At 54.9% G+C, this 22037-nt stretch carries 25 protein-coding genes; 16 read left to right on the top strand and 9 right to left on the bottom strand.

Annotated elements, in window-relative coordinates; translation table 11 throughout:
- Positions 1–2: 2 nt before the first annotated feature.
- Genes flgC through O2N63_RS13460 form a run of 8 tightly spaced genes read left to right on the top strand, consistent with a single transcriptional unit; the run spans position 3 to position 4173 of the window.
- Positions 3–395, top strand: coding sequence for a flagellar basal body rod protein FlgC (flgC, locus tag O2N63_RS13495; RefSeq protein ID WP_271054802.1), 393 nt, complete (start codon positions 3–5; stop codon positions 393–395).
- A gap of 11 nt (positions 396–406) precedes the next feature.
- On the top strand, positions 407–697 hold the full coding sequence (gene fliE / locus O2N63_RS13490; RefSeq protein WP_271054801.1) for a flagellar hook-basal body complex protein FliE: 291 nt from the start codon (positions 407–409) through the stop codon (positions 695–697).
- Positions 694–963, top strand: a complete 270-nt coding sequence (locus O2N63_RS13485; RefSeq protein WP_271054800.1) for a flagellar biosynthetic protein FliQ — start codon at positions 694–696, stop codon at positions 961–963. The genes fliE and O2N63_RS13485 overlap by 4 nt, the downstream gene beginning before the upstream one ends.
- 1 nt (position 964) lies before the next feature.
- Positions 965–1684 (top strand): flagellar hook-basal body complex protein, encoded by a 720-nt coding sequence (locus tag O2N63_RS13480; protein ID WP_271054799.1) that lies wholly within the window; start codon positions 965–967, stop codon positions 1682–1684.
- A gap of 9 nt (positions 1685–1693) precedes the next feature.
- Positions 1694–2479, top strand: coding sequence for a flagellar basal-body rod protein FlgG (gene flgG, locus O2N63_RS13475; protein ID WP_271054798.1), 786 nt, complete (start codon positions 1694–1696; stop codon positions 2477–2479).
- Positions 2479–2916, top strand: a complete 438-nt coding sequence (gene flgA, locus O2N63_RS13470; protein WP_271054797.1) for a flagellar basal body P-ring formation chaperone FlgA — start codon at positions 2479–2481, stop codon at positions 2914–2916. Before flgG ends, flgA begins: the two co-directional genes overlap by 1 nt.
- Positions 2917–2924: 8 nt before the next feature.
- Positions 2925–3653, top strand: a complete 729-nt coding sequence (gene flgH / locus O2N63_RS13465; protein WP_271054796.1) for a flagellar basal body L-ring protein FlgH — start codon at positions 2925–2927, stop codon at positions 3651–3653.
- A 13-nt stretch (positions 3654–3666) separates the two neighbouring features.
- Complete coding sequence (locus O2N63_RS13460) at positions 3667–4173, top strand: flagellar basal body-associated FliL family protein (RefSeq protein WP_271054795.1); 507 nt, start codon at positions 3667–3669, stop codon at positions 4171–4173.
- Between the two features lie 268 nt (positions 4174–4441).
- Here O2N63_RS13460 and O2N63_RS13455 read toward each other — a convergent pair whose 3' ends face one another.
- The 5 genes from O2N63_RS13455 to O2N63_RS13435 all read right to left on the bottom strand — a co-directional run bounded on the left by O2N63_RS13455 (position 4442) and on the right by O2N63_RS13435 (position 10321).
- Positions 4442–5545 (bottom strand): flagellar basal body P-ring protein FlgI, encoded by a 1104-nt coding sequence (locus tag O2N63_RS13455; RefSeq protein ID WP_271054794.1) that lies wholly within the window; start codon positions 5543–5545, stop codon positions 4442–4444.
- Positions 5542–6549: a flagellin gene (locus O2N63_RS13450; RefSeq protein WP_271054793.1), complete on the bottom strand. Its 1008-nt coding sequence runs from the start codon at positions 6547–6549 to the stop codon at positions 5542–5544. Before O2N63_RS13450 ends, O2N63_RS13455 begins: the two co-directional genes overlap by 4 nt.
- A gap of 12 nt (positions 6550–6561) precedes the next feature.
- Positions 6562–8001 carry a flagellar hook-associated protein FlgK gene (flgK, locus tag O2N63_RS13445; protein WP_271054839.1) on the bottom strand — a complete coding sequence of 480 codons (1440 nt, stop codon included), beginning with the start codon at positions 7999–8001 and terminating at the stop codon, positions 6562–6564.
- Positions 8002–8048: 47 nt separating this feature from the next.
- Positions 8049–9362, bottom strand: coding sequence for a flagellar hook protein FlgE (locus tag O2N63_RS13440; RefSeq protein WP_271054792.1), 1314 nt, complete (start codon positions 9360–9362; stop codon positions 8049–8051).
- 122 nt (positions 9363–9484) lie between these two features.
- The gene (locus O2N63_RS13435; RefSeq protein ID WP_271054791.1) at positions 9485–10321 is read right to left on the bottom strand and encodes an OmpA/MotB family protein; all 837 of its coding nucleotides are present in this window, start codon (positions 10319–10321) and stop codon (positions 9485–9487) included.
- A gap of 209 nt (positions 10322–10530) precedes the next feature.
- Here O2N63_RS13435 and hmgA point away from each other — a divergent pair, with 209 nt between their 5' ends.
- The 3 genes from hmgA to fahA are packed head-to-tail and all read left to right on the top strand — an operon-like array spanning position 10531 to position 13804.
- The gene (gene hmgA / locus O2N63_RS13430; RefSeq protein WP_408629820.1) at positions 10531–11883 is read left to right on the top strand and encodes a homogentisate 1,2-dioxygenase; all 1353 of its coding nucleotides are present in this window, start codon (positions 10531–10533) and stop codon (positions 11881–11883) included.
- Positions 11884–11899: 16 nt separating this feature from the next.
- On the top strand, positions 11900–12538 hold the full coding sequence (maiA, locus tag O2N63_RS13425) for a maleylacetoacetate isomerase (protein ID WP_271054790.1): 639 nt from the start codon (positions 11900–11902) through the stop codon (positions 12536–12538).
- Positions 12539–12544: 6 nt separating this feature from the next.
- Positions 12545–13804, top strand: a complete 1260-nt coding sequence (gene fahA, locus O2N63_RS13420) for a fumarylacetoacetase (RefSeq protein ID WP_271054789.1) — start codon at positions 12545–12547, stop codon at positions 13802–13804.
- A gap of 43 nt (positions 13805–13847) precedes the next feature.
- On the opposite strand, the gene O2N63_RS13415 is transcribed toward fahA, so the two are convergent.
- Positions 13848–14414 (bottom strand): DUF2585 family protein, encoded by a 567-nt coding sequence (locus tag O2N63_RS13415; RefSeq protein WP_271054788.1) that lies wholly within the window; start codon positions 14412–14414, stop codon positions 13848–13850.
- Between the two features lie 52 nt (positions 14415–14466).
- On the opposite strand from O2N63_RS13415, the gene O2N63_RS13410 reads away from it, so the two are divergent.
- The 4 genes from O2N63_RS13410 (at position 14467) to O2N63_RS13395 (ending at position 19128) form a co-directional block, all read left to right on the top strand.
- Complete coding sequence (locus tag O2N63_RS13410; RefSeq protein ID WP_271054787.1) at positions 14467–15417, top strand: MBL fold metallo-hydrolase; 951 nt, start codon at positions 14467–14469, stop codon at positions 15415–15417.
- Positions 15418–15575: 158 nt separating this feature from the next.
- The gene (locus O2N63_RS13405; protein ID WP_271054786.1) at positions 15576–17186 is read left to right on the top strand and encodes an FAD-dependent oxidoreductase; all 1611 of its coding nucleotides are present in this window, start codon (positions 15576–15578) and stop codon (positions 17184–17186) included.
- Between the two features lie 5 nt (positions 17187–17191).
- A complete protein-coding gene (locus O2N63_RS13400; RefSeq protein WP_271054785.1) occupies positions 17192–17389 on the top strand; it encodes a DUF2783 domain-containing protein in 198 nt (65 codons plus the stop codon).
- 299 nt (positions 17390–17688) lie between these two features.
- Positions 17689–19128: an aldehyde dehydrogenase family protein gene (locus O2N63_RS13395; RefSeq protein WP_271054784.1), complete on the top strand. Its 1440-nt coding sequence runs from the start codon at positions 17689–17691 to the stop codon at positions 19126–19128.
- 207 nt (positions 19129–19335) lie between these two features.
- Here the strand turns inward: O2N63_RS13395 and O2N63_RS13390 are convergent, their stop codons facing one another.
- Positions 19336–19806 (bottom strand): ester cyclase, encoded by a 471-nt coding sequence (locus tag O2N63_RS13390; protein ID WP_271054783.1) that lies wholly within the window; start codon positions 19804–19806, stop codon positions 19336–19338.
- A 156-nt stretch (positions 19807–19962) separates the two neighbouring features.
- Here O2N63_RS13390 and O2N63_RS13385 point away from each other — a divergent pair, with 156 nt between their 5' ends.
- Positions 19963–20856, top strand: a complete 894-nt coding sequence (locus O2N63_RS13385) for a LysR family transcriptional regulator (protein ID WP_271054782.1) — start codon at positions 19963–19965, stop codon at positions 20854–20856.
- A gap of 87 nt (positions 20857–20943) precedes the next feature.
- On the opposite strand, the gene O2N63_RS13380 is transcribed toward O2N63_RS13385, so the two are convergent.
- Positions 20944–21369: a hypothetical protein gene (locus O2N63_RS13380; protein WP_271054781.1), complete on the bottom strand. Its 426-nt coding sequence runs from the start codon at positions 21367–21369 to the stop codon at positions 20944–20946.
- Positions 21370–21665: 296 nt separating this feature from the next.
- The gene (locus O2N63_RS13375; RefSeq protein WP_271054780.1) at positions 21666–22007 is read right to left on the bottom strand and encodes a hypothetical protein; all 342 of its coding nucleotides are present in this window, start codon (positions 22005–22007) and stop codon (positions 21666–21668) included.
- Positions 22008–22037 lie beyond the last annotated feature (30 nt).

The raw sequence follows: 22037 nt of genomic DNA, 5'->3' as shown, positions 1-22037 counted from the left end.
CCATGAGTGATCTGAGAAACTCAGTTGCAGCTGCGGCCTCTGGCATGAAAAGCCAAGCCGCACGATTGCGCCATGTATCCGAAAACATCGCGAACGCTGATACGCCCGGATATCGGCGTAAATCGGTCTCCTTCAACGAGATTGTTGAAAGTGGTCGCACCACTGGGCTGGTGGAAACAGGTCGGGTGCAACTCGATCAAACCACTTTGCCTGCCATCTACGATCCGTCCCATCCGATGGCAAATGAGAAAGGCTACTACGACGGCTCGAACGTCAATCTGGTGGTCGAAATCGCTGACGCGCGCGAAGCGCAGCGCAGCTATGAGGCGAACCTCAAAATGTTCGATCAGGCCAAGCAAATGTCCAAAGGCCTGCTCGAACTTCTACGCAGATAGGAGACTCCAGAATGGATGTTAAATCCTCTATCGCGGCTCAAGGCTACGCCGCCACCCGTCCAGCCACGCAGCCAAAGGCGCGGGCGGAAGGTGCGGCGGATAGTTTCGCCAATTTGGCAAACGACTTTGCCGCCGCGGTCAAACAAGGTGAACAAACTGCGGTGGCTGCCATGTCTGGCAACGCCGATCCGCACGCATTGGTTCAAGCATTGGCGCAGACGGAACTGGCCGTGGAAACAGCAGTTACCATTCGCGACAAAGTCGTCGAGGCATATCAGGAGATTTTGAGGATGCCGGTATGATGAACGATGTGATCTTCTACGACACTTTGCGGGCAGGATTGTGGAATGCCGTGCTGATCTCCACTCCCATTTTGGCGGTTGCACTGGTCGCAGGCGTCGTTGTCGGTTTGTTTCAGGCGCTAACTTCGATCCAGGAAATGACCCTGACTTTTGTGCCCAAACTCGCGGCCATTCTCATCGTGTTCTGGGTGTCCATGAGTTTCATGACTGAAACGTTGACCGGCTTTTTCCAGAACCAAATCATCCCACTGATTGCGGGCAGCTGACATGGACAACATCGGCTACACATCCCTCACCCGCCAATCTGGCCTCATGCGTGAAATGCAGAGCGTTGCCAACAACATAGCGAACGCCTCGACGAGCGGGTATCGCCGAGAAGGCATTGTCTTCTCAGAATTTATTCAAAAGCTTTCAGCCGGGGATGACAGTTTGTCGATGGGAGCGGCCAATGCACGCCTGATCGACCTGCAGCAAGGCGCGCTGACCCAAACCAACGGCACATTTGATTTCGCTATCGAAGGCGATGGGTTCTTTATGCTCGAAGGAGCCGACGGCCCCCTGTTGACCCGGGCTGGCAGCTTTACCCCCTCCTCGGAGGGAGAGCTTGTTACGGCTGACGGACTGCGCCTTCTGGATGCAGGTGGCGCCCCAATATTCGCCCCGCCGGACGCAAAGTCCATCTCGCTGGCTGTTGACGGCACGCTCTCCGCTGATGGGCGACCACTTACGCAGATCGGCTTGTTCCTACCAACCGATGTGAATGATTTGAAGCATCAAGAAGGTGTGCGATTTTCTGCGCCCGGCGGAACGGAACCCGTGCTGGAAGGCGCGACCATTTTGCAGGGGTTTGTCGAAGGTTCAAACGTCAATCCCATCCAGGAAATCAGCCGTATAATCGAAGTTCAGCGCAGCTATGAGTTGGGCCAGAACTTCATGGAAAAAGAGGATGAACGCATCCGCGCTGTCCTCAAAACTGTCGTGAAGTAAGGAGGTAACATGCGTTCTTTGCAAATCGCCGCCACAGGAATGTTGGCCCAACAAATGCGGGTTGAAACCATTTCAAACAACCTCGCTAACATGAATACCACCGGCTACAACGCGCGCCGTGCCGAGTTTGCCGATCTACATTATCAACAATCTTCACGTCCGGGCACCATCGCCGCTTCGGACGGCACTGTACTTCCGACCGGTGTCCAACTTGGACTGGGGGTGCGCCCCTCTTCGGTTACAATGATAGTACAGCAGGGCAGCTTGTCCCAAACGGGAGGCGAGCTTGATATTGCGATTGAGGGCAAAGGTTACATCGAAGTTACCCTGCCGTCAGGGGTATCCGCCTATACACGGGATGGGGCGTTGAAGCTTTCTCCAGATGGGCAAATCGTGAATTCTGACGGCCATCCTGTTGCGCCGGGAATCACCATACCGAATGACGCCCGCTCCATTTCCATCAACGCTCAAGGCGAGGTCTACGTCTATTTCAAGGACGTGGTGGAACCAGAACTCGCAGGTGCGTTCACACTGACTGGATTTACGAATGAGAAAGGTCTGGAGGCGATTGGCTCCAATTTGTATCTGGAAACCACCGCCTCGGGTGCTCCCCTGACATCAGTCCCAGGAGAAGACGGTCTTGGAACCATTCGACAGAGCTATCTGGAAAGCAGCAGCGTCGATGCTGTTCGCGAGGTGACCGAGTTGATCTCTGCGCAGCGTGGTTATGAACTCAATTCCAAGGTTATCACCGCAGCCGACCAGATGCTCGCGGCAACAACACAGGTGCGGTGATGAAATACCTGTTCGCGATCTTTCTGGCGATTTTAACGCCGCCCGCCCATGCCGATACGGTGCTGGCTGGCAGGACAATGCGGGCGCATAGCGTGCTCACCGAAGCCGACCTGAAACTCTCGCCCGGCGATGTTCCCGGCTCTTACATATCAGTTGACGAGCTGGTGGGAATGGAAACGCGGGTGGTGCTGTATGCAGGGCGGCCCATTCGCATCGGAGATGTTGGCCCACCCGCTTTGATCGATCGTAATCAGATTGTCCGTCTGCTTTACAACACAGGGGGCCTGCAGATTGCAGCAGAGGGTCGATCCCTTTCCCGCGGGGGGGTGGGGGACAGGATTCGCGTCATGAATCTGTCCTCACGTTCAACCATCACCGGCACGGTCCGCCCGGACGGAAGTGTCACTGTCGCTCCACCACAGATTCCCGGATCCTAGAGGTAAACATGCGTCTCCTTGTAATTTCTTTAACCTTGGCAACCACAATCTCGGGCTGCTCCCGTCTGGAACAGGTTGGCAAAGCACCATCCTTAAGCCCGATTGAGATCAATCAGGAACATCAAGCCATGGCAACCACACCCTTGCCCCGGCAAAAGCTTGCAGTCACCCCAGTCGCGCATGCATCCACCTGGAGCCGCGGCAGGCAGTCTTTGCTTGGTGATCGACGCGCACAGCAAGCGGGAGATATTTTGACTGTGGTCATCGAAATCAACGACCGGGCAGAGTTCTCAAACAACTCTTCGCGATCCCGCGATGGATCGGAGAAAATGGCCATCCCATCCTTGTTTGGAATCCCACAGAATATTGACAAATCTCTCCCCGATGGAGCCTCTATGGCGTCATCCGTGGATTTAAGCTCCAGCAGCTCTTCTGGTGGAAAAGGCACGATCCGGCGCAATGAAAAACTGCAACTTCGCGTGGCGGCAACCGTAACGGGAACCTTGCCCAATGGGGTATTGCAAATTCAAGGGACACAAGAGGTTCGCGTGAACTATGAGCTGCGTGAGCTGCTGGTTACGGGATTTGTTCGGCCTGAAGATATCTCTCGCAAAAATGAAATCCCCTATGACAAGATCGCTTCCGCCCGGATCTCCTATGGTGGTCGCGGAGCAATTTCGGATGTCCAGCAACCCCGCATTGGACAGCAAATCGCAGATATTGTTCTGCCCTTCTGAGCGGGAGACTAAAATGGGAAAAATACTACCAATCCTGTTAGCGTTCATTGGCTTAGGTGGAGGTGCTGGCGCTGGGTTCATGTTGCGCCCCGAGCCCGAAATCGTTGAGATCAATCCATGTGGGGAGCTGGAAAGCTCCTCGCATGCTGCGAACGCACCACATTCCGAAAGCGCTCATGATGCCGAAGAAAACCTTAACCGCGATTTCGTGAAAATGAACAATCAATTCGTCATTCCCGTCGTGGGACAAGGGCAGGTCCGATCTTTGGTTGCCCTGTCTCTCAGTCTGGAAATCGCTGCTGGCAGCAGTGAAGAGTTTTATCAGAAGGAACCGAAGTTACGGGACGCGTTCTTGCAGGTGCTTTTTGATCACGCAAATCTGGGTGGATTCGACGGAGTTTTTACCGATTCCGTAAAGCTTTCAAGCCTGAGGATGGGGCTTGAAGAAGTCGCCACAAAAATCATGGGTAGCGCGGTATATGATGTCTTGGTTACAGACATTGTTCGCCAAGATATGTAAAAGCCCCGTCAAATTAATCGTGGGGTTAAACTGACGCTGGCGCAGTCCTGGCACCTCGTTCGCATTAAATACCCAACAAGCTATATCAATGAATTTGTGCCTGCATGTTTCCGCTGAAGATCTTTCTGCGTTTGCTCCAGAGCAATCGAGGATCCTTCAAGCCTCGGTATTTCAGCGTATTTAGTTTGGCCATTTTCGCAATGTGGAACAATATCGGGAAGCGGTGAGATAGTGAGAAAGAAAAGAGTTTCCATACCGCGTTGCGCGTTCACCTGACCACAAAATCTGCATGCAGTGCTCCTGCGGCTTTAATACTTTTAAGAATATCAATCATATCACGTGGCGAAACGCCTAGCGCATTCAAACCAGCAATTACCTCTGAAAGAGAAGTCCCTCCGCTGACTTCCGCCAGGCCGGTTCCCGGCTCTTCATGGATGGCGACATCGGTTCGCGGCACCACTATTGCTTCGCCATCTGTAAATGGATTGGGTTGCACCACCAGTGGCTGTTCCTGAATACGAAGTGTCAGATTTCCCTGAGAAACAGCTACACGGCTAATACGAACATCCTCTCCCATGACTATGGTTCCCGACCTCTGATCAACCACAACCCTTGCCTTGCGCTCTGGGGCTACCCGTAAGTTTTCAATATCACCAAGCGCGTGCGCCGGAGAAAGCGCCTTCGTGGCCATAATGTCCACCAGCACCGTTCCACTATCCAGCATCCGTGAAACCACTCGACCGAAATTTTGGTTAATTGCACTCTCAATACGTTCCGCCGTCGTAAAGTCAGGTGTTCGCAACGCCAGGCGGATCGACTTCAGTTTGGTGAAATCGAACTCCAACTCACGCTCGACCCGAGCGCCTGAAGGAATTACTCCACTTGTCGGAACGCCTTGAATGACAGCTGCACCCTCACCTTCGGCCGAAGCCCCCCCTGCAATTACGGTGCCTTGGCTGACCGCATAAATCTCGCCATCGGCGGCGTTCAGCGGTGTCATTATCAAAGTGCCACCAAGCAAGCTTTTCGCATCTCCAATCGCAGAAACAGTGACATCAATTCGTGATCCGGATCGTGCAAACGGGGGAAGGGTTGCAGTCACAAATACCGCTGCAACGTTTTTGGGTCGAAATTGCTCACCCGTGATATTCACTCCAAGCCGTTCGAGGATGTTAGACATGATATCTTCTGTAAACGGCGCATTGCGAATGCCGTCCCCCGTTCCATTCAGACCGACAACAAGCCCATACCCAATCAGGTCATTCCCTCGCACGCCATCAAATTCGACCAAATCTTTGATACGAATGCTATTGGCCAGCGCCGACCCAAACAGCATGAGAAAAAGAGCAACCGCCGCGATCAGAGTTTTCATCGCATATAATCCGTGAACGAAAGTTTCGAAAGAAAAGCCGTGACCGTATAAAGGCTTTCAAGCTGACCCTGAACTGCGTGAAGTTCCGCCGCTGTATCATATGGATCTGCGGAACGCAGCTCGTTGCGCGATATCTCCAACGACGATTTTTCTGCGCCGTTTCGGGTTTGCGCATCTTCGATACGGGCTTCGAGGCTCCCAACAGCGGCACGTGCCACGGTGAATTTACCATTCGCGCTCAACAGCTCGTTCGAAGATTGTTCCACCAAACGCGTCTGTTGCTCTACATCCCCATTTAGAGCACCCTCTGCAATCACAGCGGATTTCACCATGGCTTTGAGAACATTTTTGATGGCGGGATCATCCGCCCGCAGACCCATCTCACCGGATTCACCATTTCCCAGTCGAAGTGGTCCCATAGTCGTATCAGCACCAAGATATCCCGAGGTCGCGAATCCTCCAGCAGGATCATCAAACCAGGTATCAATACGCATGGAGACATCGGCAGCGGTACCAGCACCGGCAATCTCAAGCTTGATCGCGTCCAGCATATCTTCGCCCCTCATCAACGCAGGACCATCGGTTGCTGCTCCTGCAAACAAGGTCCTGCCCATCGCACTTGTATTCAATTGCGATACTGCTCCGATAAATTTTTGGCGGGCGTCAAAGGCTGTTGTGTCGATCAAGGTGACATTGCCGGTGGTGCTGGCTGAGATCATGCCCATGTAGAGTTCTTCGCTTTGTGTTTGAATGGCACCCATCGAAAACTGGGCCGCAGAGGCGATGGTCGCAGCTTCGTTGGTGGCAGTCCTGTAGGCTTCAAGTGTTTTTAAACTGTGCTCGATACTGGCCAGAGGGCCAAAATCTCTAGAAACGGCGGACGAAAGGTCCGCCTTGAGTCCGGTTGTCAACTCGCCCCCCAGCCGCGTCATATTAGACTTCAATTGCGCACTGAATGTGCGAGCATGGAATGTGCTGGCAAGATCTCCAAATGTGCTAAACATCATCCGCCTCCATCAAATGCTCATGAGTGTTTGGATCATTTCATCCGCAACAGTGATGACCCGCGCGTTGGCCGCGAATGCTTGTTCAATCAACATCAGCTTCTGCATCTCTGCGTCGGTATCCACACCCTTCGAAAGTTCCATCTGTTTCAGGGTGTTGTATTGGGACATGGAAAAGCTGCGCTGCGTTTCGGCATCGGCCAGATCAGCGCTGACCGATGACAACAAGTCGGCAGCCAAATCAGAAGAGGATCGGGCGGCTCCACCATATCCTCCGGATGCCGGCACCCTGGATTTTCCCAAAGCATCCGCTAGATCATTGATTAACTGTGCGTTGCCAACAGCGCCGGGCACGCTTGCTCCAAGGCCGTCCCGAATGCGCCGAGTTTGCCCTCCTTTTGCGGGGTCTACTGCGGCATTGACCGAAATGCGCGACGACAGCCCGATTTCAAAGGTGGGATCGAAACTGCTGCCATTATCTGTAAAGAATCCCGGTTCACCAGATGCCCGAGTTGGATCCAATGCGGGATCTGCAAATCGTTCAATCAGGTCCCGCGAAAATCCGTCCAGGCGCTTCTGCGCCTCGCCCGCCAATTCGTCTCTTACTTCGAATTGCGCGGCCAGTGATCCACCGGCAATGGGGCTTCGTTCACCACCGGTTTGGAGCGATTGGCCATTCATACTCAAACCGGAAAGTGCACCGCTGGCCTGAGTCATTTCGGGCACGATCATATTGACCGATGTAAATTCGAATTGGGCCGCTTTTCCGTCCAAAACGACGGCGCCGCCTGTGGTGATCAACGCCACCCTTCCGTTCTCTCTGGGCAGCTGCTTGAGCGGTAAGATTGGCGAAATACCATCGATTGTCTGTTGTCGCAGATCCATCAGGCCTGACGGATCGACTCCCCGCGCCTGCGCCTCCTGGATCTTAACGTTGAGTTCTTCGACTTGCTTTAGACCTGTGTTCAACCTCTGCACCTGATGTGCAATCGCCTGATCTGCCTCCAAGCGCGCAGATTGGATTGCTTTGGAGGTCGAATTGAGATGGTCCGTGATGTTGTTCGCGGCAGTATTCACCGCAGACAACCTGGCATTGCTTTCCGGATGGGCTGCCGCTTCGATCAGGGCGGCGTCGAGGCTGGCGATGCGACCAGACAATGATCCGGGCTGATCGGGCGTTCCGATCAAGCTCTCTAAACTATTAAAAAAGTCAGCTTTGGTGCTGTCATATCCGACCATGGCATCGCTCAGGCGGCGATCCCCCAGAAGAACATCATCGGTATGTCGCGTCACGCCTTCAACGAAGACACCTGATCCGGTCCCCGCGAGGGAGCGGGAAGACAGTTCAAGCGAACGCGGCGCGTATCCCTCTGTCATGGCATTTGCGACATTGGATGACACTAATGTGGCCGCGCGGGATGCTGCGTTTAATCCCGACAGGGCGTTGTACATTGAGCTTGAAATGCCCATGATTTAACCTCCAATACCCACCCCGGAAGTTATCGTTTGATGTTGGTCGTTTCCTGCAACATTTCATCCACAGTCTGGATGACCTTGGCATTGGAACTATACGCGCGTTGCGTTTGGATCAGTGAAGTCAACTCCCCTGCCACATCTGTTGTAGACCCTTCACGTGCGAACCCAATGATTTCGCCTGTTGGACCATCCCCAGCATCCCACATGAAAAATGACCCGGATTGCGGTGAGACCTGATAGGCTTGGTTTGACAGAGATCTCAGTCCATTTGGGTTGGGGATATCCACCAGAGGCACTTGATAGATTGTGCGCGTAAAGCCCGTATCGTAGGTCGCCTTGATGTATCCGTGCTCATCAATTTCGACCGCAGTCAGGTTCCCTACTGGTGAACCATCTTTGGTGATTGAGGTCGGGGCAAAGCTGTCTGATAATTGCGTCAGCCCATTCGGATCCCCAATCTTGCCGATTGTCAGGGTCAAAGGGCCACCATCGACGGTCAGGGCCAATTCACCAGTGGCAGCATCATAGGCACCACCCGAAACCACACTCACCGACGCCAATGTCCCGCCATCGGCGCGACTATCGTCAAATGTCAGCGTGTATTCACCGACCACATTATTGCCACCAGCACTATCACGGATCACCATTGTCCATGCGTTAGAGGGTGCAATCCCTGTGGTGGGGACTGATGGCGTGAATGCGATGCTGAGGGATTCTGACGTCCCAAGATTGCCAAAATATTCCACCGCCAAGGGAAGGGTATCACCGGGCGCTCCAACTTCGGTATCAACTGCTGGCAAATTGATCCCCAATTTCAGCCGCGTTGTCGGGTCGCCTGCGGTCTGGTTGGCATTGATCACTACGGGTTCAAGTCCGGCAGACGTATCACGCGGGAAGGTTCCGACATTCCCATCGGCATCTGCGGGCCAACCAAGAAGGACAAGTCCGGTTTCTGTTTTCAGCACCCCTTCGCTATCCGTGCGAAACGACCCCGTAGTGGTCATCATCATGGGCCGGTCACCAGAGCCTGAGCCCAGAAACACTTCCTGTGTCACCGGCAACATGCCGCGACCACCAACTGCGATATCCAACGGGTTGGAGGTCGAAATAAGGGGGCCATGCTCATCAATAAGCCGTTGTGTAGAGACACCGACGCCCCCTGCGGAATAGGTTCCCGCACCAGCATTCCCGCCAATGACCATGCTTTGAAAGTCGGCTATTGTGCGTTTGTAGCCAAAGGTCGATGAGTTTGCGATATTGTCGGAGATTGTCGCAAGTTTGGTTGCATTTGCGGACAGCCCGGCGACGCCGGCACTCAAAGAGGAAGAAATAGTCATGGTGCGCCTTTCTGCTGCATCAATATTTTCAATCCGGACCTTAGCCGTCGACCTCTTAACAGCAGCCTAACAACTAAAATCCGAATTGGTTTGATGTCTTCCAGAGGATCCCCAAGCCTGTTTTAACGCCTGCGCAAAAGGATCAATTCTATGCGATTATTGCGCAATGCCATCGGATTTCGTGCGGCCGGTTTCCGGTCTGCATGACCGGCAACCCGGCGAATGCGTCCCCCTTCCAAACCCTGCTCTTCAAGCAACTCGCGCATGACACTCGCGCGATCTCCAGACAGTTTCCAAGCGGTATTTACGGCAACCACGACAGGTTGAGATCGCACATGCCCTTCAACAGAAACGCCGTTTTTAACCAAGGAAAAGATGCGTGTCATGACACCTGCAAGTTCAATCGTCACAGCGGTCGGGACTTTGGTGTTTGGCTCGAATAATGGCTCGCCCTCGATGTCAAATAGCTCGATCAGCAAACCCTCATCCGTGACACGCGTGATGATGTGGCGACGACTGTCATCGCTTACCATGCTTTCGCCAGACTTCCCGTTTAACAACTCTTCGACTTCTTCCAACGCTCTTATGTCTTCTGCCGCTTCATCGGCCTGGCGCCCGCCCGAATGTTCACCATCGTTATTCTCTGTCGGGTTGCGCGGCAGCCCCCCATTTCCGGATTGTGCCAGAGTTTCTTCGGTAAAAACCGAATCTCCGCCAAACGAGCCGGCCCCTCCACCAGACACACGGTTCACAGGGATGGTCGGACTGAAATAATCCGCAATCCCTTTGCGTTGTTTTTCCGTTGTTGCATTCAAAAGCCACATCAAGAGAAAAAACGCCATCATGGCAGTTACGAAATCCGCATAGGCCACTTTCCAGGCCCCCCCGTGGTGACCATCGCCACCACTCTTCTTTATTTTCTTGATGATTATTATTGGCGCTTGCCCATCAGCACGCATCCCACCACCTCATTTCTATTCACCCAGAAATGTGGATAGCAGAGAGGCGTTTATACCCGCTTAACCTCTCAAATTGTCATCACTTCCTACAAAACCGACCATCGGGCCTGTTTTTCTTGACTTCATTGCAAATGCAACAATATTATTTAACCAGCGAAAGGATCCGCCGTAGCGTATTGCTTGTTTGGCGGCAGAAACAGGGAAACAACATGAACAAGGAACGCGATCAGCGCGAGATGCAGCGCGCGGTGTCTAATGTTGGCACGGATGTGGAATATATGCCCGGATGGGCGAATGATTTTGAAACCGAAGCGCTGCCCGGAGCCTTGCCGCAGGGCATGAACAGCCCGCAACGCTGCAATTATGGACTGTATGGCGAGCAGCTCTCAGGCACGGCCTTTACCGCCAACCCGCCAGAACGCACATGGTGCTATCGCATCCGCCCATCGGTGAAACACTCGGCGCGCTATAGCAAGGTAGATATGCCGTACTGGAAGTCCGCGCCGTGCGTGGATCCGGACGTGATTTCTCTTGGTCAATATCGCTGGGATCCGGTGCCCACTAAAGAGGGGCTCAACTGGATCACCGGGATGCGCACCATGACCACGGCGGGTGACGTGAACACGCAGGTAGGCATGGCCAGCCATATCTATCTGGTCACGGAATCGATGGTCGACGACTATTTCTTCTCGGCCGACAGTGAACTTTTGGTTGTTCCGCAGGATGGCAGGCTGCGGTTTTATACCGAACTTGGCGTGATCGATTTGGAACCGAAAGAGATCGGTATTATTCCCCGTGGTCTGGTCTATCGGGTGGAACTGGTTGACGGGCCTGCGCGCGGATTTGTCTGCGAGAACTATGGTCAGAAATTCGAACTTCCAGGACGCGGGCCGATTGGCGCGAACTGCATGGCCAACCCGCGTGACTTCAAGGCGCCGGTCGCGGCATTTGAAGATCGTGAAGTGCCCTCGACCATCACCATCAAATGGTGCGGGCAGTTCCATAAGACCAAGATCGGCCAGTCGCCGCTGGACGTGGTCGCCTGGCACGGCAATTACGCACCTTTTAAATACGATCTACGCACCTATTGCCCGGTCGGTGCGATCCTGTTTGATCATCCAGACCCGTCGATTTTCACTGTTTTGACTGCACCCTCGGGTCATCCTGGCACTGCGAACATCGACTTTGTGCTGTTCCGCGAACGCTGGATGGTGGCGGAAAATACCTTCCGCCCGCCGTGGTACCACAAGAACATCATGTCCGAGCTGATGGGCAACATCTATGGCCAGTATGACGCGAAACCGCAGGGCTTTGTTCCGGGGGGCGTGAGCCTGCATAACATGATGCTGCCACACGGACCGGACCGTGATGCGTTTGAAGGCGCGTCGAATGCGGACCTTGAGGCAGAAAAGCTCGACAACACCATGTCGTTCATGTTCGAAACCCGCTTTCCGCAGCACCTAACCGAATTCGCTGCAAAAGAGGCGCCCTTGCAAGACGCATATATCGATTGCTGGGACAGCCTTGAAAAGAAATTCGACGGCTTGCCCGGTAAAAAATGATGGGTGAGAAATGAGCATGAAACTCTATACTTATTGGCGCTCATCCGCGGCCTATCGGGTTCGGATTGCCCTGAATCTGAAGCAGATTGAGGCTGAGATGATCCCTGTGCATCTGGTCAAGGATGGCGGGCAGCAACATACGCTAGCGTATGCTACTAAAAATCCTTCCCATCTGGTGCCCACGCTGGAGTTGGAAGATGGTACGGTGCTGACCCAATCGCTTGCCATCATCGACTATCTTGAAGCACTCAATCCTGCCCCCGCATTGCTGCCAACTGATCCGGTTTTGCGTGCCAAAGTCTTGGCCGCCGCCCATGTCATCGCCATGGACATCCATCCTGTGAACAATCTGCGCGTCACCAATCACCTCGGTGACATGTTCGGAGCAGATGCGGATGCTAAAAAAGAATGGATGTGTTACTGGATGGAGAAGGGCTTTGAGGCCCTTGAGCAGCTGGTGCAGAAAGACACGAAATTTGCCTTTGGCGACGCACCGACACTGGCCGATATCTGCCTTGTACCGCAGTATTACAATGCACGACGCTGGGGGCTGGACCTGTCCCCCTATCCGCGCTTGACCGAAATCGAAAAAACCTGCCTCGCGCTGCCAGCATTTGCCAATGCCGCGCCCGAGGCCCAATTTGATGCAGAGTGAGAGATCATGAGCCAACTGAAAAAATCCTGGGTAGAAAGCGCCAACTCCGCTGACACGCCTTTTCCACTGAACAACTTGCCTTATGGCGTTTTCTCCGTCGGTGACGAGGAACCGCGCTGCGGTGTTGCCATTGGCAACATGATCCTCGACATGGCCGCCGCCGAAGAAGCGGGTCTGGTCGAGATCAGCGACGATCCTGTATTTGATGTGCCATTCTGGAACGAGGTGATGGAACTGGGGTCCGACGCATGGGCAACCCTACGCACCCGTATGGAGCAATTGCTGGGCGAAAACTCCGGCGAACAAGAGGCCGTTGAACCGCTCTTGGTCGCGCAGGCAGATGCCACCATGCACATGCCGTTCCTCGTATCGGAATACACCGATTTCTATGCAGGCAAGAACCACGCCTTCAACGTGGGCACGATGTTTCGCGGCCCTGAGAACGCGCTGCCGCCGAACTGGCTGCACATTCCGATCGGATATAACGGTCGTGCTTCATCGGTGGTGGTATCCGGCACCGATGTGCGTCGCCCGTGGGGGCAGCTCAAAGGCCCGAATGATGAGATGCCACGCTTTGCCCCCTGTGCGCGCTTTGACCTTGAGCTTGAGATGGGTGCGATCATCGGCCAGAACACCGACGGCCCGATCACCGTACAGGAAGCGGATGACGCGATATTTGGCTATGTGCTCCTGAATGACTGGTCCGCACGCGATATCCAGGCTTGGGAATACCAGCCGCTTGGGCCGTTTCAGGCCAAGGCCACGGCCACCTCGATTTCCCCGTGGATCGTGACCAAACCGGCGCTGGAACCCTTCCGCACCTCGACACCCGAGCGCGAGAAGGACCTGCTGCCCTACCTGACCGAGCCCGGCCCGATGCTCTATGACATCGACCTTGAGGTCACACTGACCCCGGAAGGGAAAGCGGAAAGCACCATCGCACGGACAAATTACAACCAGATGTACTATTCCCCTGCACAGCAGGCCTGCCACCACACCACCTCGGGCTGCGCCATGACCGTGGGTGACCTCTTGGGCTCCGGCACCATTTCCGGCCCGACCAAGGACAGCCGTGGTTCGCTTTTGGAGCTTTCATGGGGCGCCAAAGAGCCGATTACGCTGGAAACGGGCGACGAGCGGAGCTTTCTTGAGGATGGCGATACGCTGACCCTGAAAGGGGCGGCCAAGGGTGACGGCTATCAGATCGGGTTTGGCGACTGCTCGGGAATGATCCTGCCCGCGCTGGACGACCCGTTCAAACGTTGATCCGAAGATGAAACGGCATTCATATCACCAGCTAGCGGCAGGTTCACCCTGCCGCACTTTGCCATTCGAGGATTGCCTCGGAGGGCACCAAAAGCATGATGATATTGAGAGCCAGCCCATCCCGGATCAGGTAAGTGGTCAGTGTTTCAAAGCCGATGATAATGGCAACGGAGGCCCAGATCGGCAAGCGAAGCGCCATCCAGAAGCCCAGAAACATTGCCAGAATGTCGGCGCCCGAGTTGATCACCGCATCCCCCCAATATTCACCCGAAACGGTGAATTCGCGGTAACGGTTGATCACGGCTTCGGTGTTCTCGGCAATCTCCCACGCGCATTCGATCACGGTCGCGACCAGCAGCCGCCAGCCCAGCGCAAAGCGGCGCATGGTCAGGAAGGTGATCCCATAAAACAGGATACCGTGGATCAAATGGCTGGGCGCATACCAGTCCAGAAGATGTTGCGAGCCCTGCCCGCTGTCATCACCGGAATACCAGGGCAACACATAGCCACAAGGGCAATAGAGGTTCCGCCCCATTGCCAACAAAACCACCAGAGAGCCGGCAAATACAACGAAAACGGCCCAATAGGGCATATGACGTCGATCAAACATGCAGGAACAGAATCACGTTATTCTACCTGCGTCTAGGAAGGAAAACCCAACCATGGCAAAAGCTTTCGCGTCCCAAGGGGACATGAGTGAGAAGAAGATCACCTTTGAAGAGGTGGGCAAGGACATCTATGCCTTCACCGCTGAAGGTGACCCGAACTCGGGCGTGATCATTGGCGATGACAGCGTGATGATCGTCGAGGCACAGGCCACGCCGCGCCTTGCAAACAAGGTGATCGAATGCGTGCGTTCGGTGACCGACAAGCCGATCTCTCATGTGGTGCTGACCCACTATCACGCGGTGCGCGTGCTGGGTGCGTCTGCCTTTGGAGCAGATCAGATCATCATGGGCGATACTGCCCGCGCAATGGTGGTGGAACGTGGGCAGGAAGATTGGGACAGCGAGTTCCAGCGCTTCCCGCGCCTGTTTGAAGGCCACGAGAGCATTCCCGGCCTGACTTGGCCGACCACCACCTTCTCGGATGACATGACCGTCTATCTCGGCAACCGCCGCATCGACCTGATGCATCTGGGCCGCGCCCATACCGCAGGCGACATCGTGATCCATGTGCCGGATGAAAACGTGATGTTCACCGGTGACATCGTCGAATACCACTCAGCGTGTTACTGTGGTGACGGGCATTTCAGCGATTGGGGTGATACGCTCGATAACATCGCCGCGTTTGACGTGGATGCGATTGCACCCGGTCGTGGCGATGCGCTGGTCGGCAAAGAGATGGTGAACGCAGCCATCGAAAACACCCGCGATTTTGTCGAAAGCACCTATCGCCCCGCCGCCAAAGTGGCCGCCCGCAATGGTACACTGAAAGAAGCCTGGGACGCCGTGCGCGCAGAATGTGATCCGAAATTCGCCGACTACGCGATCTACGAACACTGCCTGCCTTTCAACGTCGCCCGTGCCTATGACGAAGCCCGCGGCATCGACACTCCTCGCATCTGGACCGCCCAACGCGATCTGGACATGTGGGAGGCATTGCAGGGCTAATTCCTTCGGCATCGGGTCATCATTGGTCCGACAATTCCCGCCGGAGGCAACAAACACAACAAAGCGGACCCGCATTCAGGAGGGGGTGCTGGTCCGCGAGAGACGCGCCGAACCCTTAACCGGATATCTGTCCGGCCCCTTGTCGGAGGAGGAACGACATGACGAAAATTTTTGAAGTCCCGCTTTATGCCTATAAGCGGAGTCCCGATCAGGACACCGATATCTCGGTGCGGCGCAAAGTCGTGGTGATCGGCGCTGGCCCAATTGGCCTCGCTATGGGTATTGAAATGGCCCAGGAGGGCATTGAGGTGGTGATCCTTGATGACAATGACAAGGTGTCATTTGGATCGCGTGCCATCTGTTTTGCAAAACGCCCGCTGGAAATCCTTGACCGTCTGGGCTGCGGCCAACCGATGGTCGACAAGGGGGTCGAATGGGATGTTGGCAAGGTCTTTTTCGACGACCGGGAGGTATATCAGTTCAATCTGCTGCCCGAGGTCGGGCATGAACGACCGGCTTTCATCAATCTTCAACAATACTACTTCGAAGAATACCTCGTGAACCGCGTGCGCGAGCTCGAGGCGGCTGGCGCTCCGATCGAGATCCGTGGCAACAACAAAGTCACTGCAATTGGTGTGCATGACGATCATGTGACGCTTGAAATAGATACGCCCGAGGGGCCCTACAATCTAGAGGCAGAGTGGGTTGTGCCTTGTGACGGTGCAGGCTCACCTGCACGCAAGATGCTGGGGCTCGATTTTGCGGGTCGCGTGTTCGAAGACAACTTCCTGATTGCAGATGTGATCATGGAGGCGGATTTCCCAACCGAACGCTGGTTCTGGTTCGATCCTCCCTTCAATCGCGGCCAATCCGCTCTTCTGCACAAGCAGCCTGACAATGTCTGGCGCATTGACCTGCAACTAGGCTGGGACATTGACACGGAAGTAGAGAAAAAGCCGGAAAACGTCATTCCGCGCCTCAAGGCGATGCTCGGTGAGGATGTGAAATTCGAGCTGGAGTGGGTCTCGATCTACACCTTCCAATGCCGCCGGATGGAGCAGTTCCGTTATGGCCGTGTGCTCTTTGCGGGCGACGCCGCCCACCAAGTTTCGCCCTTTGGCGCACGGGGGGCGAACTCCGGGTTGCAGGACACTGACAACTTGGGCTGGAAACTGAAGCTGGTGATGGAAGGTAAAGCGCCCGAGAGCTTGCTGGACAGCTATAGTATTGAACGGATCCATGGCGCGGATGAGAACATCATGAACTCAACCCGCTCCACCGATTTCATCACACCGAAATCCGAAACGAGCCGCATTCTGCGGGATGCAGTCCTCGACCTTTCGGAACAGTTCGAATTTGCCCGCCCGCTGGTCAACTCCGGTCGCCTGTCCGTGCCCTGCACCTATGACGGATCACCGCTCAACTCATCAGATGCCCTCATTGGTCCCGCCCGCACCCGACCCGGGTCTGCCTGTCCGGATGCACCACTGGGGGATGAGTTCCTGTTGCCCAAGCTTGGGGGCAAATTTACCCTCCTGACAATTGATGCGGATGCGCCAGAAAGTCTTGAGGAAGACGGGATTGAGGTCACCCGGCTTGCCCTTTCGGTCAAGGATGACAAAACCGGCGCTCTTAAGGAACGTTATCTGGGAGAGGCGGACAGTGCCGTCTACCTGATCCGCCCCGATCAGCACGTGGCCGCGCGTCGACCCAACTATGATGAAAACCTTATGCGCGCAGCCATCCGCCGCGCCACTGGCAAGGAGTAATCGATATGTCCGACCTGATCCTGACCCCAAATATTGATGGCGCGGATGATTTCTATGCCGAACTACTGGCCGCCCATGAGGACCTGACGAAAGAAAAAAGCGATGCTTTGAATGCTCGTCTTCTTTTGGTTCTGGCCAACCATGTCGGGGACCGCAGCATTTTGACAGCTGCCTTAAAAGCTGCAAAAGCCGCGCTGAAATAACATGTCAACAAGAGGCGCCATCGGGCGCCTCTTGCTATTGCAGCACTAAAGAATCTCTGTCACCCCGCAGATGCCCGGCGCCGCGTTTCGTCCCGTGATTTCGCAAACATTGCCCCAATCAGCTCAGGTGGATGCATTCTTCAAACACGTGGCCATTGGCTAACTTCTGAAATTGTGCAGCAAATTCTGGCAATCGCCATGCCTTACGGGATAATTTGATCAAATTATTGGACTATGCTCTTGTACATGTATAAAAGCGGTGCAAGAGTGCAGCCAAATCCGTCCATGGAGTCAGGAATATGATCGAGAAACGCGACTTTTACATCAACGGCCAGTGGGTCGCCCCGGCCAAAGCAAATGATTTTGAGGTGATTGACCCGTCGACCGAAGAGGTCTGCGCCGTGATCTCTCTCGGCGATCAGGCTGACACCGATGCTGCCGTTGCCGCGGCCAAAGAGGCGTTCAAGACATGGAGTGTCACATCCAAAGAGGAACGCCTCGCGCTGATTGAAAACATTCTTGAGGTCTACAAGAGCCGGAACGAAGACCTGGCACAGGCAATGAGCATGGAAATGGGTGCGCCCATTGAGCTGGCACGTAACAGCCAAGCCACGTCGGGAAGCTCACACATCAAGAATTTCATCAGAGCTTTCAAAGAGTTCGAGTTCGACCGGATGCTGGGGGATCATGCCCCCAATGACCGCCTTCTGTACGAACCGATTGGTGTAACCGCGCTGATCACCCCATGGAACTGGCCAATGAATCAGGTGGCGCTGAAAGTAATCGCAGCACTTGCCGCAGGCTGTACCATGGTATTGAAACCGTCGGAAATCGCTCCGCTTTCATCCATTATCTGGACTGAAATCATGGACGAGGCGGGCGTGCCAGCTGGCGTTTATAACATGGTCAATGGCGACGGCATGGGCGTGGGATCACAGCTCACTTCGCACCCGGATGTGGACATGATCAGCTTCACTGGCTCCACACGCGCAGGCATTGCCATCTCGAAATCCGCAGCAGATTCGATCAAACGCGTGGCGCTGGAACTGGGCGGCAAAGGTGCGAACATCATCTTTGACGATGCCGACGACAAGGCCGTTAAGCGCGGTGTACGCCACATGATGCAGAACACCGGCCAAAGCTGTAATGCACCGTCGCGGATGCTGGTTCAGCGCGGGGTCTACGATCAGGCGGTCGAGATTGCTCGTGAAGCCGCTGAGAAAACCGCCGTGGATGTAGCGTCGAAAGAAGGCCACCATGTCGGGCCGGTGGTCAGCGAATTGCAGTGGAACAAGATCCAGGACCTGATCAAGGTTGGCATCGACGAAGGTGCGCGTCTTGTCGCCGGTGGTCTTGGTCGCCCTGAGGGTCTGAACAAAGGCTATTTCGTTAAACCCACCGTCTTTGCCGACGCCAACAACCAGATGACCATCGCCCGCGAGGAGATCTTTGGCCCGGTCCTGACCATGATCCCGTTCGACACCGAAGAAGAAGCGGTCGAGATCGCCAATGACACGGTCTATGGCCTGACCAACTATGTGCAAACCCAGAACGGCGAACGCCTGAACCGCGTGATCCGCCAGATGCGGTCCGGCATGGTCGAAGCCAACGGCACCTCGCGCGCCGGAGGCTCGCCCTTTGGTGGCTACAAACAATCCGGTATCGGCCGCGAAGGCGGCGAGCTGGGCATCGAGGACTTCCTCGAAGTGAAATCCGTTTCGGGATGGTTCAACGGGTGATCCCGGTCACAAGAAACACAAAAGGGCTCGCGATTTGCGGGCCCTTTTTCTTGAGGGAAAATTGGTTGCGATAAACCTTGGCAATGCGGGCGAAGCTGTCATCTCTCCGACCCGCCCGTTTCTCAATAGGCAGCTTGCCCTCAAGCCACTTTGAAAACTAGAGCGCCGACACCAAAGATGCCGGCACGCGCCTTATGATTGTGGTTCTTACCGACCAGAGAGCTGCTGCAGCGCCCCAGCCCAGTCCTCGACATGGTAGGACCGGATGATCTTGCCGTCCTCCAGTTCATGGATATCGATCGTCATGATATCAAAGCTGCGACCCTCGCCATCAACGCCGAAAAACGGGGCGACCGGCGTGCCGGTTGCGCGGCTGCGGACAGTGACAAAATTGCCATCTTGATGCATTGCCTGGACGTCCCAATTGAGGTCGGGGATCAGCTTGGCGAAACCACCCATCTGACCAAGGAAGGCCTCGCGGCTTTTGTTTTCGCCGGAATAGTCGCCAAGGCTTTCCCAGTTCTCCGAAGTGGCTTCTTGGAAGGTAGCGACGTGCTCTTGCGAGCCGGGGTTGCTGAGCAGGTCATAGAAGATCTGAACGGTGCCGGTATCGTCAGCCAGCGCGTTGGTGGCAAAAGTGGCAAGGGTGGCCGCTGCAGCCAGAGTTCTGAAGGTCATGTTCGTCTCCCTTTCATCGGGTTCAAGATTGAAGGCGTGTTGCCTGCGGACCGACAACCACCGCCATGGTTTGGTCTGCTGCCAAACCAGATAGACCCACTGCGCCTTTTTGATTATCCATGAATTGCCGCAATGATTGTTTCAGAAAGTAGAAAGATGATCGACGACTACCGAGGCCTTGCCGTGTTCGTGACCGTTGCCGATGCAGGCAGCCTGACCGCCGCCGGAAAGCGGTTGAAGCTGTCGACTTCGGTCGTGAGCCACCACTTGTCGCGCCTCGAAGAGAAACTCGGCGTCACGCTGTTCTTTCGATCCACGCGCTCGATGTCTCTTACACCAGAAGGCCACCTGGCGCTGGACCCCGCGCGCCGCATGGTCGCAGCGGGTGAAGAGGCACTTGGTGTCGCTGGTGCAGAAAGTGCGGAACCTGTGGGCAAGCTGCGCATTACGATGCCCGCTTTTGGTGAACGCTCGCCGTTGCGACGGGTCTTGTGGAAATTCGCGGTTGAGCACCCGCGGGTCACCATAACCCTCCACGGAAGCGACCACCCCGTCGATATTGTCAAAGAAGGGTTCGACCTAGCGATTCGGCTTGGGAGGCTGGCCGACAGCAGCCTTAAAAGCCGCCGCGTTGCCAATTTTCAACGGGTTCTCGTGGCCTCACCGGACTATCTGGCATCACACGCTCGTATTAAAACTCCGGATGATCTTTCGGATCATGCCTTTGTCGCGATTTCCCAATTCGTAAACGATATAAACCTGGAAAGCGATGGCGAGAGTGTCTCACTCACACCGAGAAAGGTACCTATCGAGGTCAACTCCGTCACGGCGGCGAAATCCGCGGTCATCGCGAGCCTCGGCATCAGGCAACTTCCGCTCAGCGAAGTCGAGGGCGAACTGGCGTCAGGCGACCTTGTCCGGGTGCTGCCCGATTGGAGCCTCCCACTTCTCGGTATCTACGCGGTCTGGCCTGATGCCGGTCCGCAGAAGATGCTGACCCGACGTCTGATCGACTTCTTTCTCGATCACGGGAAACGGCTTGCGCATTAGGCTAAATACGCTCCGGCATGGTCGAAGCCAACGTCAGCCAAATGAAGAAGCAATGTGATTGTGACCCCAGTGAGTACGCCGAACGTTTTAGTTAAACGCAAGCACTGCAAACAGTACGACCAAGACACCCATGCCAATGTTGAACATACTAAGCTTCGGCATCTTCGCAGCCGCCTCGGCATCACCGGCCATGGCAAGCGCACCGGTTTTTCCGGCAACGACAATCCCTGCAATCAAAGCTCCTACCGCTACCAGTTTTATCCAGAATATGAACGGCCCGGAACTCCATACACCCCCGGCAGTTGCCATCAGGATGCCTGTGACCAGGATCAATCCAAGACCAATATGGCCAATCATTTTGAGCGGTTTGACCGCCCGCCCCAAGACAGGTTTGTGTTCAAGCTCAGCCTTGGCGGCAAGCGCCCCGATGACCGGTAATCCAAAGGCCGAAGCCCCACCCATGAACAAGCCCAGAATATGAACCGTCAGCGCCAAATCATTTGCTAGCGACATCTCATCCCCCTTTTTCTTTTCTGCACTTAGTTGAGCGCATACCCGCCATCATTACAAGAACACCGTGCGGAACCACCAAATGCTGCGGGGGCCAAGCGCCCAGCCAAAATCTGTAAAACCCACTCAAATTGAGGGTTTCACGCTGCGGGGTATACAGCAATATCAGCGTGCCGAAGGGGAGAGGATTTCTTAGAAGTGAAAGCCGTGTCGGGTTGGTTCAATGGGTGATCCCGGTCATTAGACATACAAAACGACTCGCGTTTTGCGGGCTCTTTTTGTCTCAACAAACAAAAGTACTACTCCGGATAAGTCCAAAGTTCCTTGTCTGCGTGAATTGCGTCGACGACCCTTTTGGCGCGATTCAATGCACCATTGCCCGTGCCCAAGCCCATATGCTCAGATTCGATCTGAACGAGATAGTCTACAACGTCAGAATCTGGCGCACCGCGCCGTAACTGACCTGCCGCTTGTACAAGATACCCATCGTACTCATCTGCAAAGGTAAGACACTCTTTATCGTCCCATTTTTGCTCCGAACGAAGCAAACCAATTGGGTCCCAAATCGACCACCCGATATCACGCAAGCGCGACAGTTTAATCTTTGGTGGAGGTGTCAATGGTAGATCAAGCAATGGCATATGTTGCCTCACATGTGTTTGGCTGGGTCA

Origin of the sequence: Aliiroseovarius salicola, from assembly GCF_027891095.1 — a bacterium.
Lineage (GTDB): Bacteria > Pseudomonadota > Alphaproteobacteria > Rhodobacterales > Rhodobacteraceae > Aliiroseovarius > Aliiroseovarius salicola.
Note: the sequence above shows the minus strand (reverse complement) of the source record. Positions and strands in the feature narration are given on the sequence as shown.

Excerpts from the sequence above, each read along its gene's own strand:
- O2N63_RS13480 (WP_271054799.1), top strand. The coding sequence starts at position 965 with ATGGACAACATCGGCTACACATCCCTCACCCGCCAATCTGGCCTCATG.
- O2N63_RS13405 (WP_271054786.1), top strand. The coding sequence starts at position 15,576 with ATGACGAAAATTTTTGAAGTCCCGCTTTATGCCTATAAGCGGAGTCCC.
- O2N63_RS13400 (WP_271054785.1), top strand. The coding sequence starts at position 17,192 with ATGTCCGACCTGATCCTGACCCCAAATATTGATGGCGCGGATGATTTC.
- hmgA (WP_408629820.1), top strand. The coding sequence starts at position 10,531 with ATGAACAAGGAACGCGATCAGCGCGAGATGCAGCGCGCGGTGTCTAAT.
- maiA (WP_271054790.1), top strand. The coding sequence starts at position 11,900 with ATGAAACTCTATACTTATTGGCGCTCATCCGCGGCCTATCGGGTTCGG.
- fliE (WP_271054801.1), top strand. The coding sequence starts at position 407 with ATGGATGTTAAATCCTCTATCGCGGCTCAAGGCTACGCCGCCACCCGT.
- O2N63_RS13450 (WP_271054793.1), bottom strand. The coding sequence starts at position 6,549 with ATGTTTAGCACATTTGGAGATCTTGCCAGCACATTCCATGCTCGCACA.
- flgA (WP_271054797.1), top strand. The coding sequence starts at position 2,479 with ATGAAATACCTGTTCGCGATCTTTCTGGCGATTTTAACGCCGCCCGCC.
- flgC (WP_271054802.1), top strand. The coding sequence starts at position 3 with ATGAGTGATCTGAGAAACTCAGTTGCAGCTGCGGCCTCTGGCATGAAA.
- flgG (WP_271054798.1), top strand. The coding sequence starts at position 1,694 with ATGCGTTCTTTGCAAATCGCCGCCACAGGAATGTTGGCCCAACAAATG.
- flgH (WP_271054796.1), top strand. The coding sequence starts at position 2,925 with ATGCGTCTCCTTGTAATTTCTTTAACCTTGGCAACCACAATCTCGGGC.
- O2N63_RS13375 (WP_271054780.1), bottom strand. The coding sequence starts at position 22,007 with ATGCCATTGCTTGATCTACCATTGACACCTCCACCAAAGATTAAACTG.
- O2N63_RS13410 (WP_271054787.1), top strand. The coding sequence starts at position 14,467 with ATGGCAAAAGCTTTCGCGTCCCAAGGGGACATGAGTGAGAAGAAGATC.
- O2N63_RS13380 (WP_271054781.1), bottom strand. The coding sequence starts at position 21,369 with ATGTCGCTAGCAAATGATTTGGCGCTGACGGTTCATATTCTGGGCTTG.
- O2N63_RS13440 (WP_271054792.1), bottom strand. The coding sequence starts at position 9,362 with ATGACTATTTCTTCCTCTTTGAGTGCCGGCGTCGCCGGGCTGTCCGCA.
- O2N63_RS13455 (WP_271054794.1), bottom strand. The coding sequence starts at position 5,545 with ATGAAAACTCTGATCGCGGCGGTTGCTCTTTTTCTCATGCTGTTTGGG.
- O2N63_RS13435 (WP_271054791.1), bottom strand. The coding sequence starts at position 10,321 with ATGCGTGCTGATGGGCAAGCGCCAATAATAATCATCAAGAAAATAAAG.
- O2N63_RS13385 (WP_271054782.1), top strand. The coding sequence starts at position 19,963 with ATGATCGACGACTACCGAGGCCTTGCCGTGTTCGTGACCGTTGCCGAT.
- O2N63_RS13415 (WP_271054788.1), bottom strand. The coding sequence starts at position 14,414 with ATGTTTGATCGACGTCATATGCCCTATTGGGCCGTTTTCGTTGTATTT.
- fahA (WP_271054789.1), top strand. The coding sequence starts at position 12,545 with ATGAGCCAACTGAAAAAATCCTGGGTAGAAAGCGCCAACTCCGCTGAC.
- flgK (WP_271054839.1), bottom strand. The coding sequence starts at position 8,001 with ATGTACAACGCCCTGTCGGGATTAAACGCAGCATCCCGCGCGGCCACA.
- O2N63_RS13460 (WP_271054795.1), top strand. The coding sequence starts at position 3,667 with ATGGGAAAAATACTACCAATCCTGTTAGCGTTCATTGGCTTAGGTGGA.
- O2N63_RS13390 (WP_271054783.1), bottom strand. The coding sequence starts at position 19,806 with ATGACCTTCAGAACTCTGGCTGCAGCGGCCACCCTTGCCACTTTTGCC.
- O2N63_RS13395 (WP_271054784.1), top strand. The coding sequence starts at position 17,689 with ATGATCGAGAAACGCGACTTTTACATCAACGGCCAGTGGGTCGCCCCG.
- O2N63_RS13485 (WP_271054800.1), top strand. The coding sequence starts at position 694 with ATGATGAACGATGTGATCTTCTACGACACTTTGCGGGCAGGATTGTGG.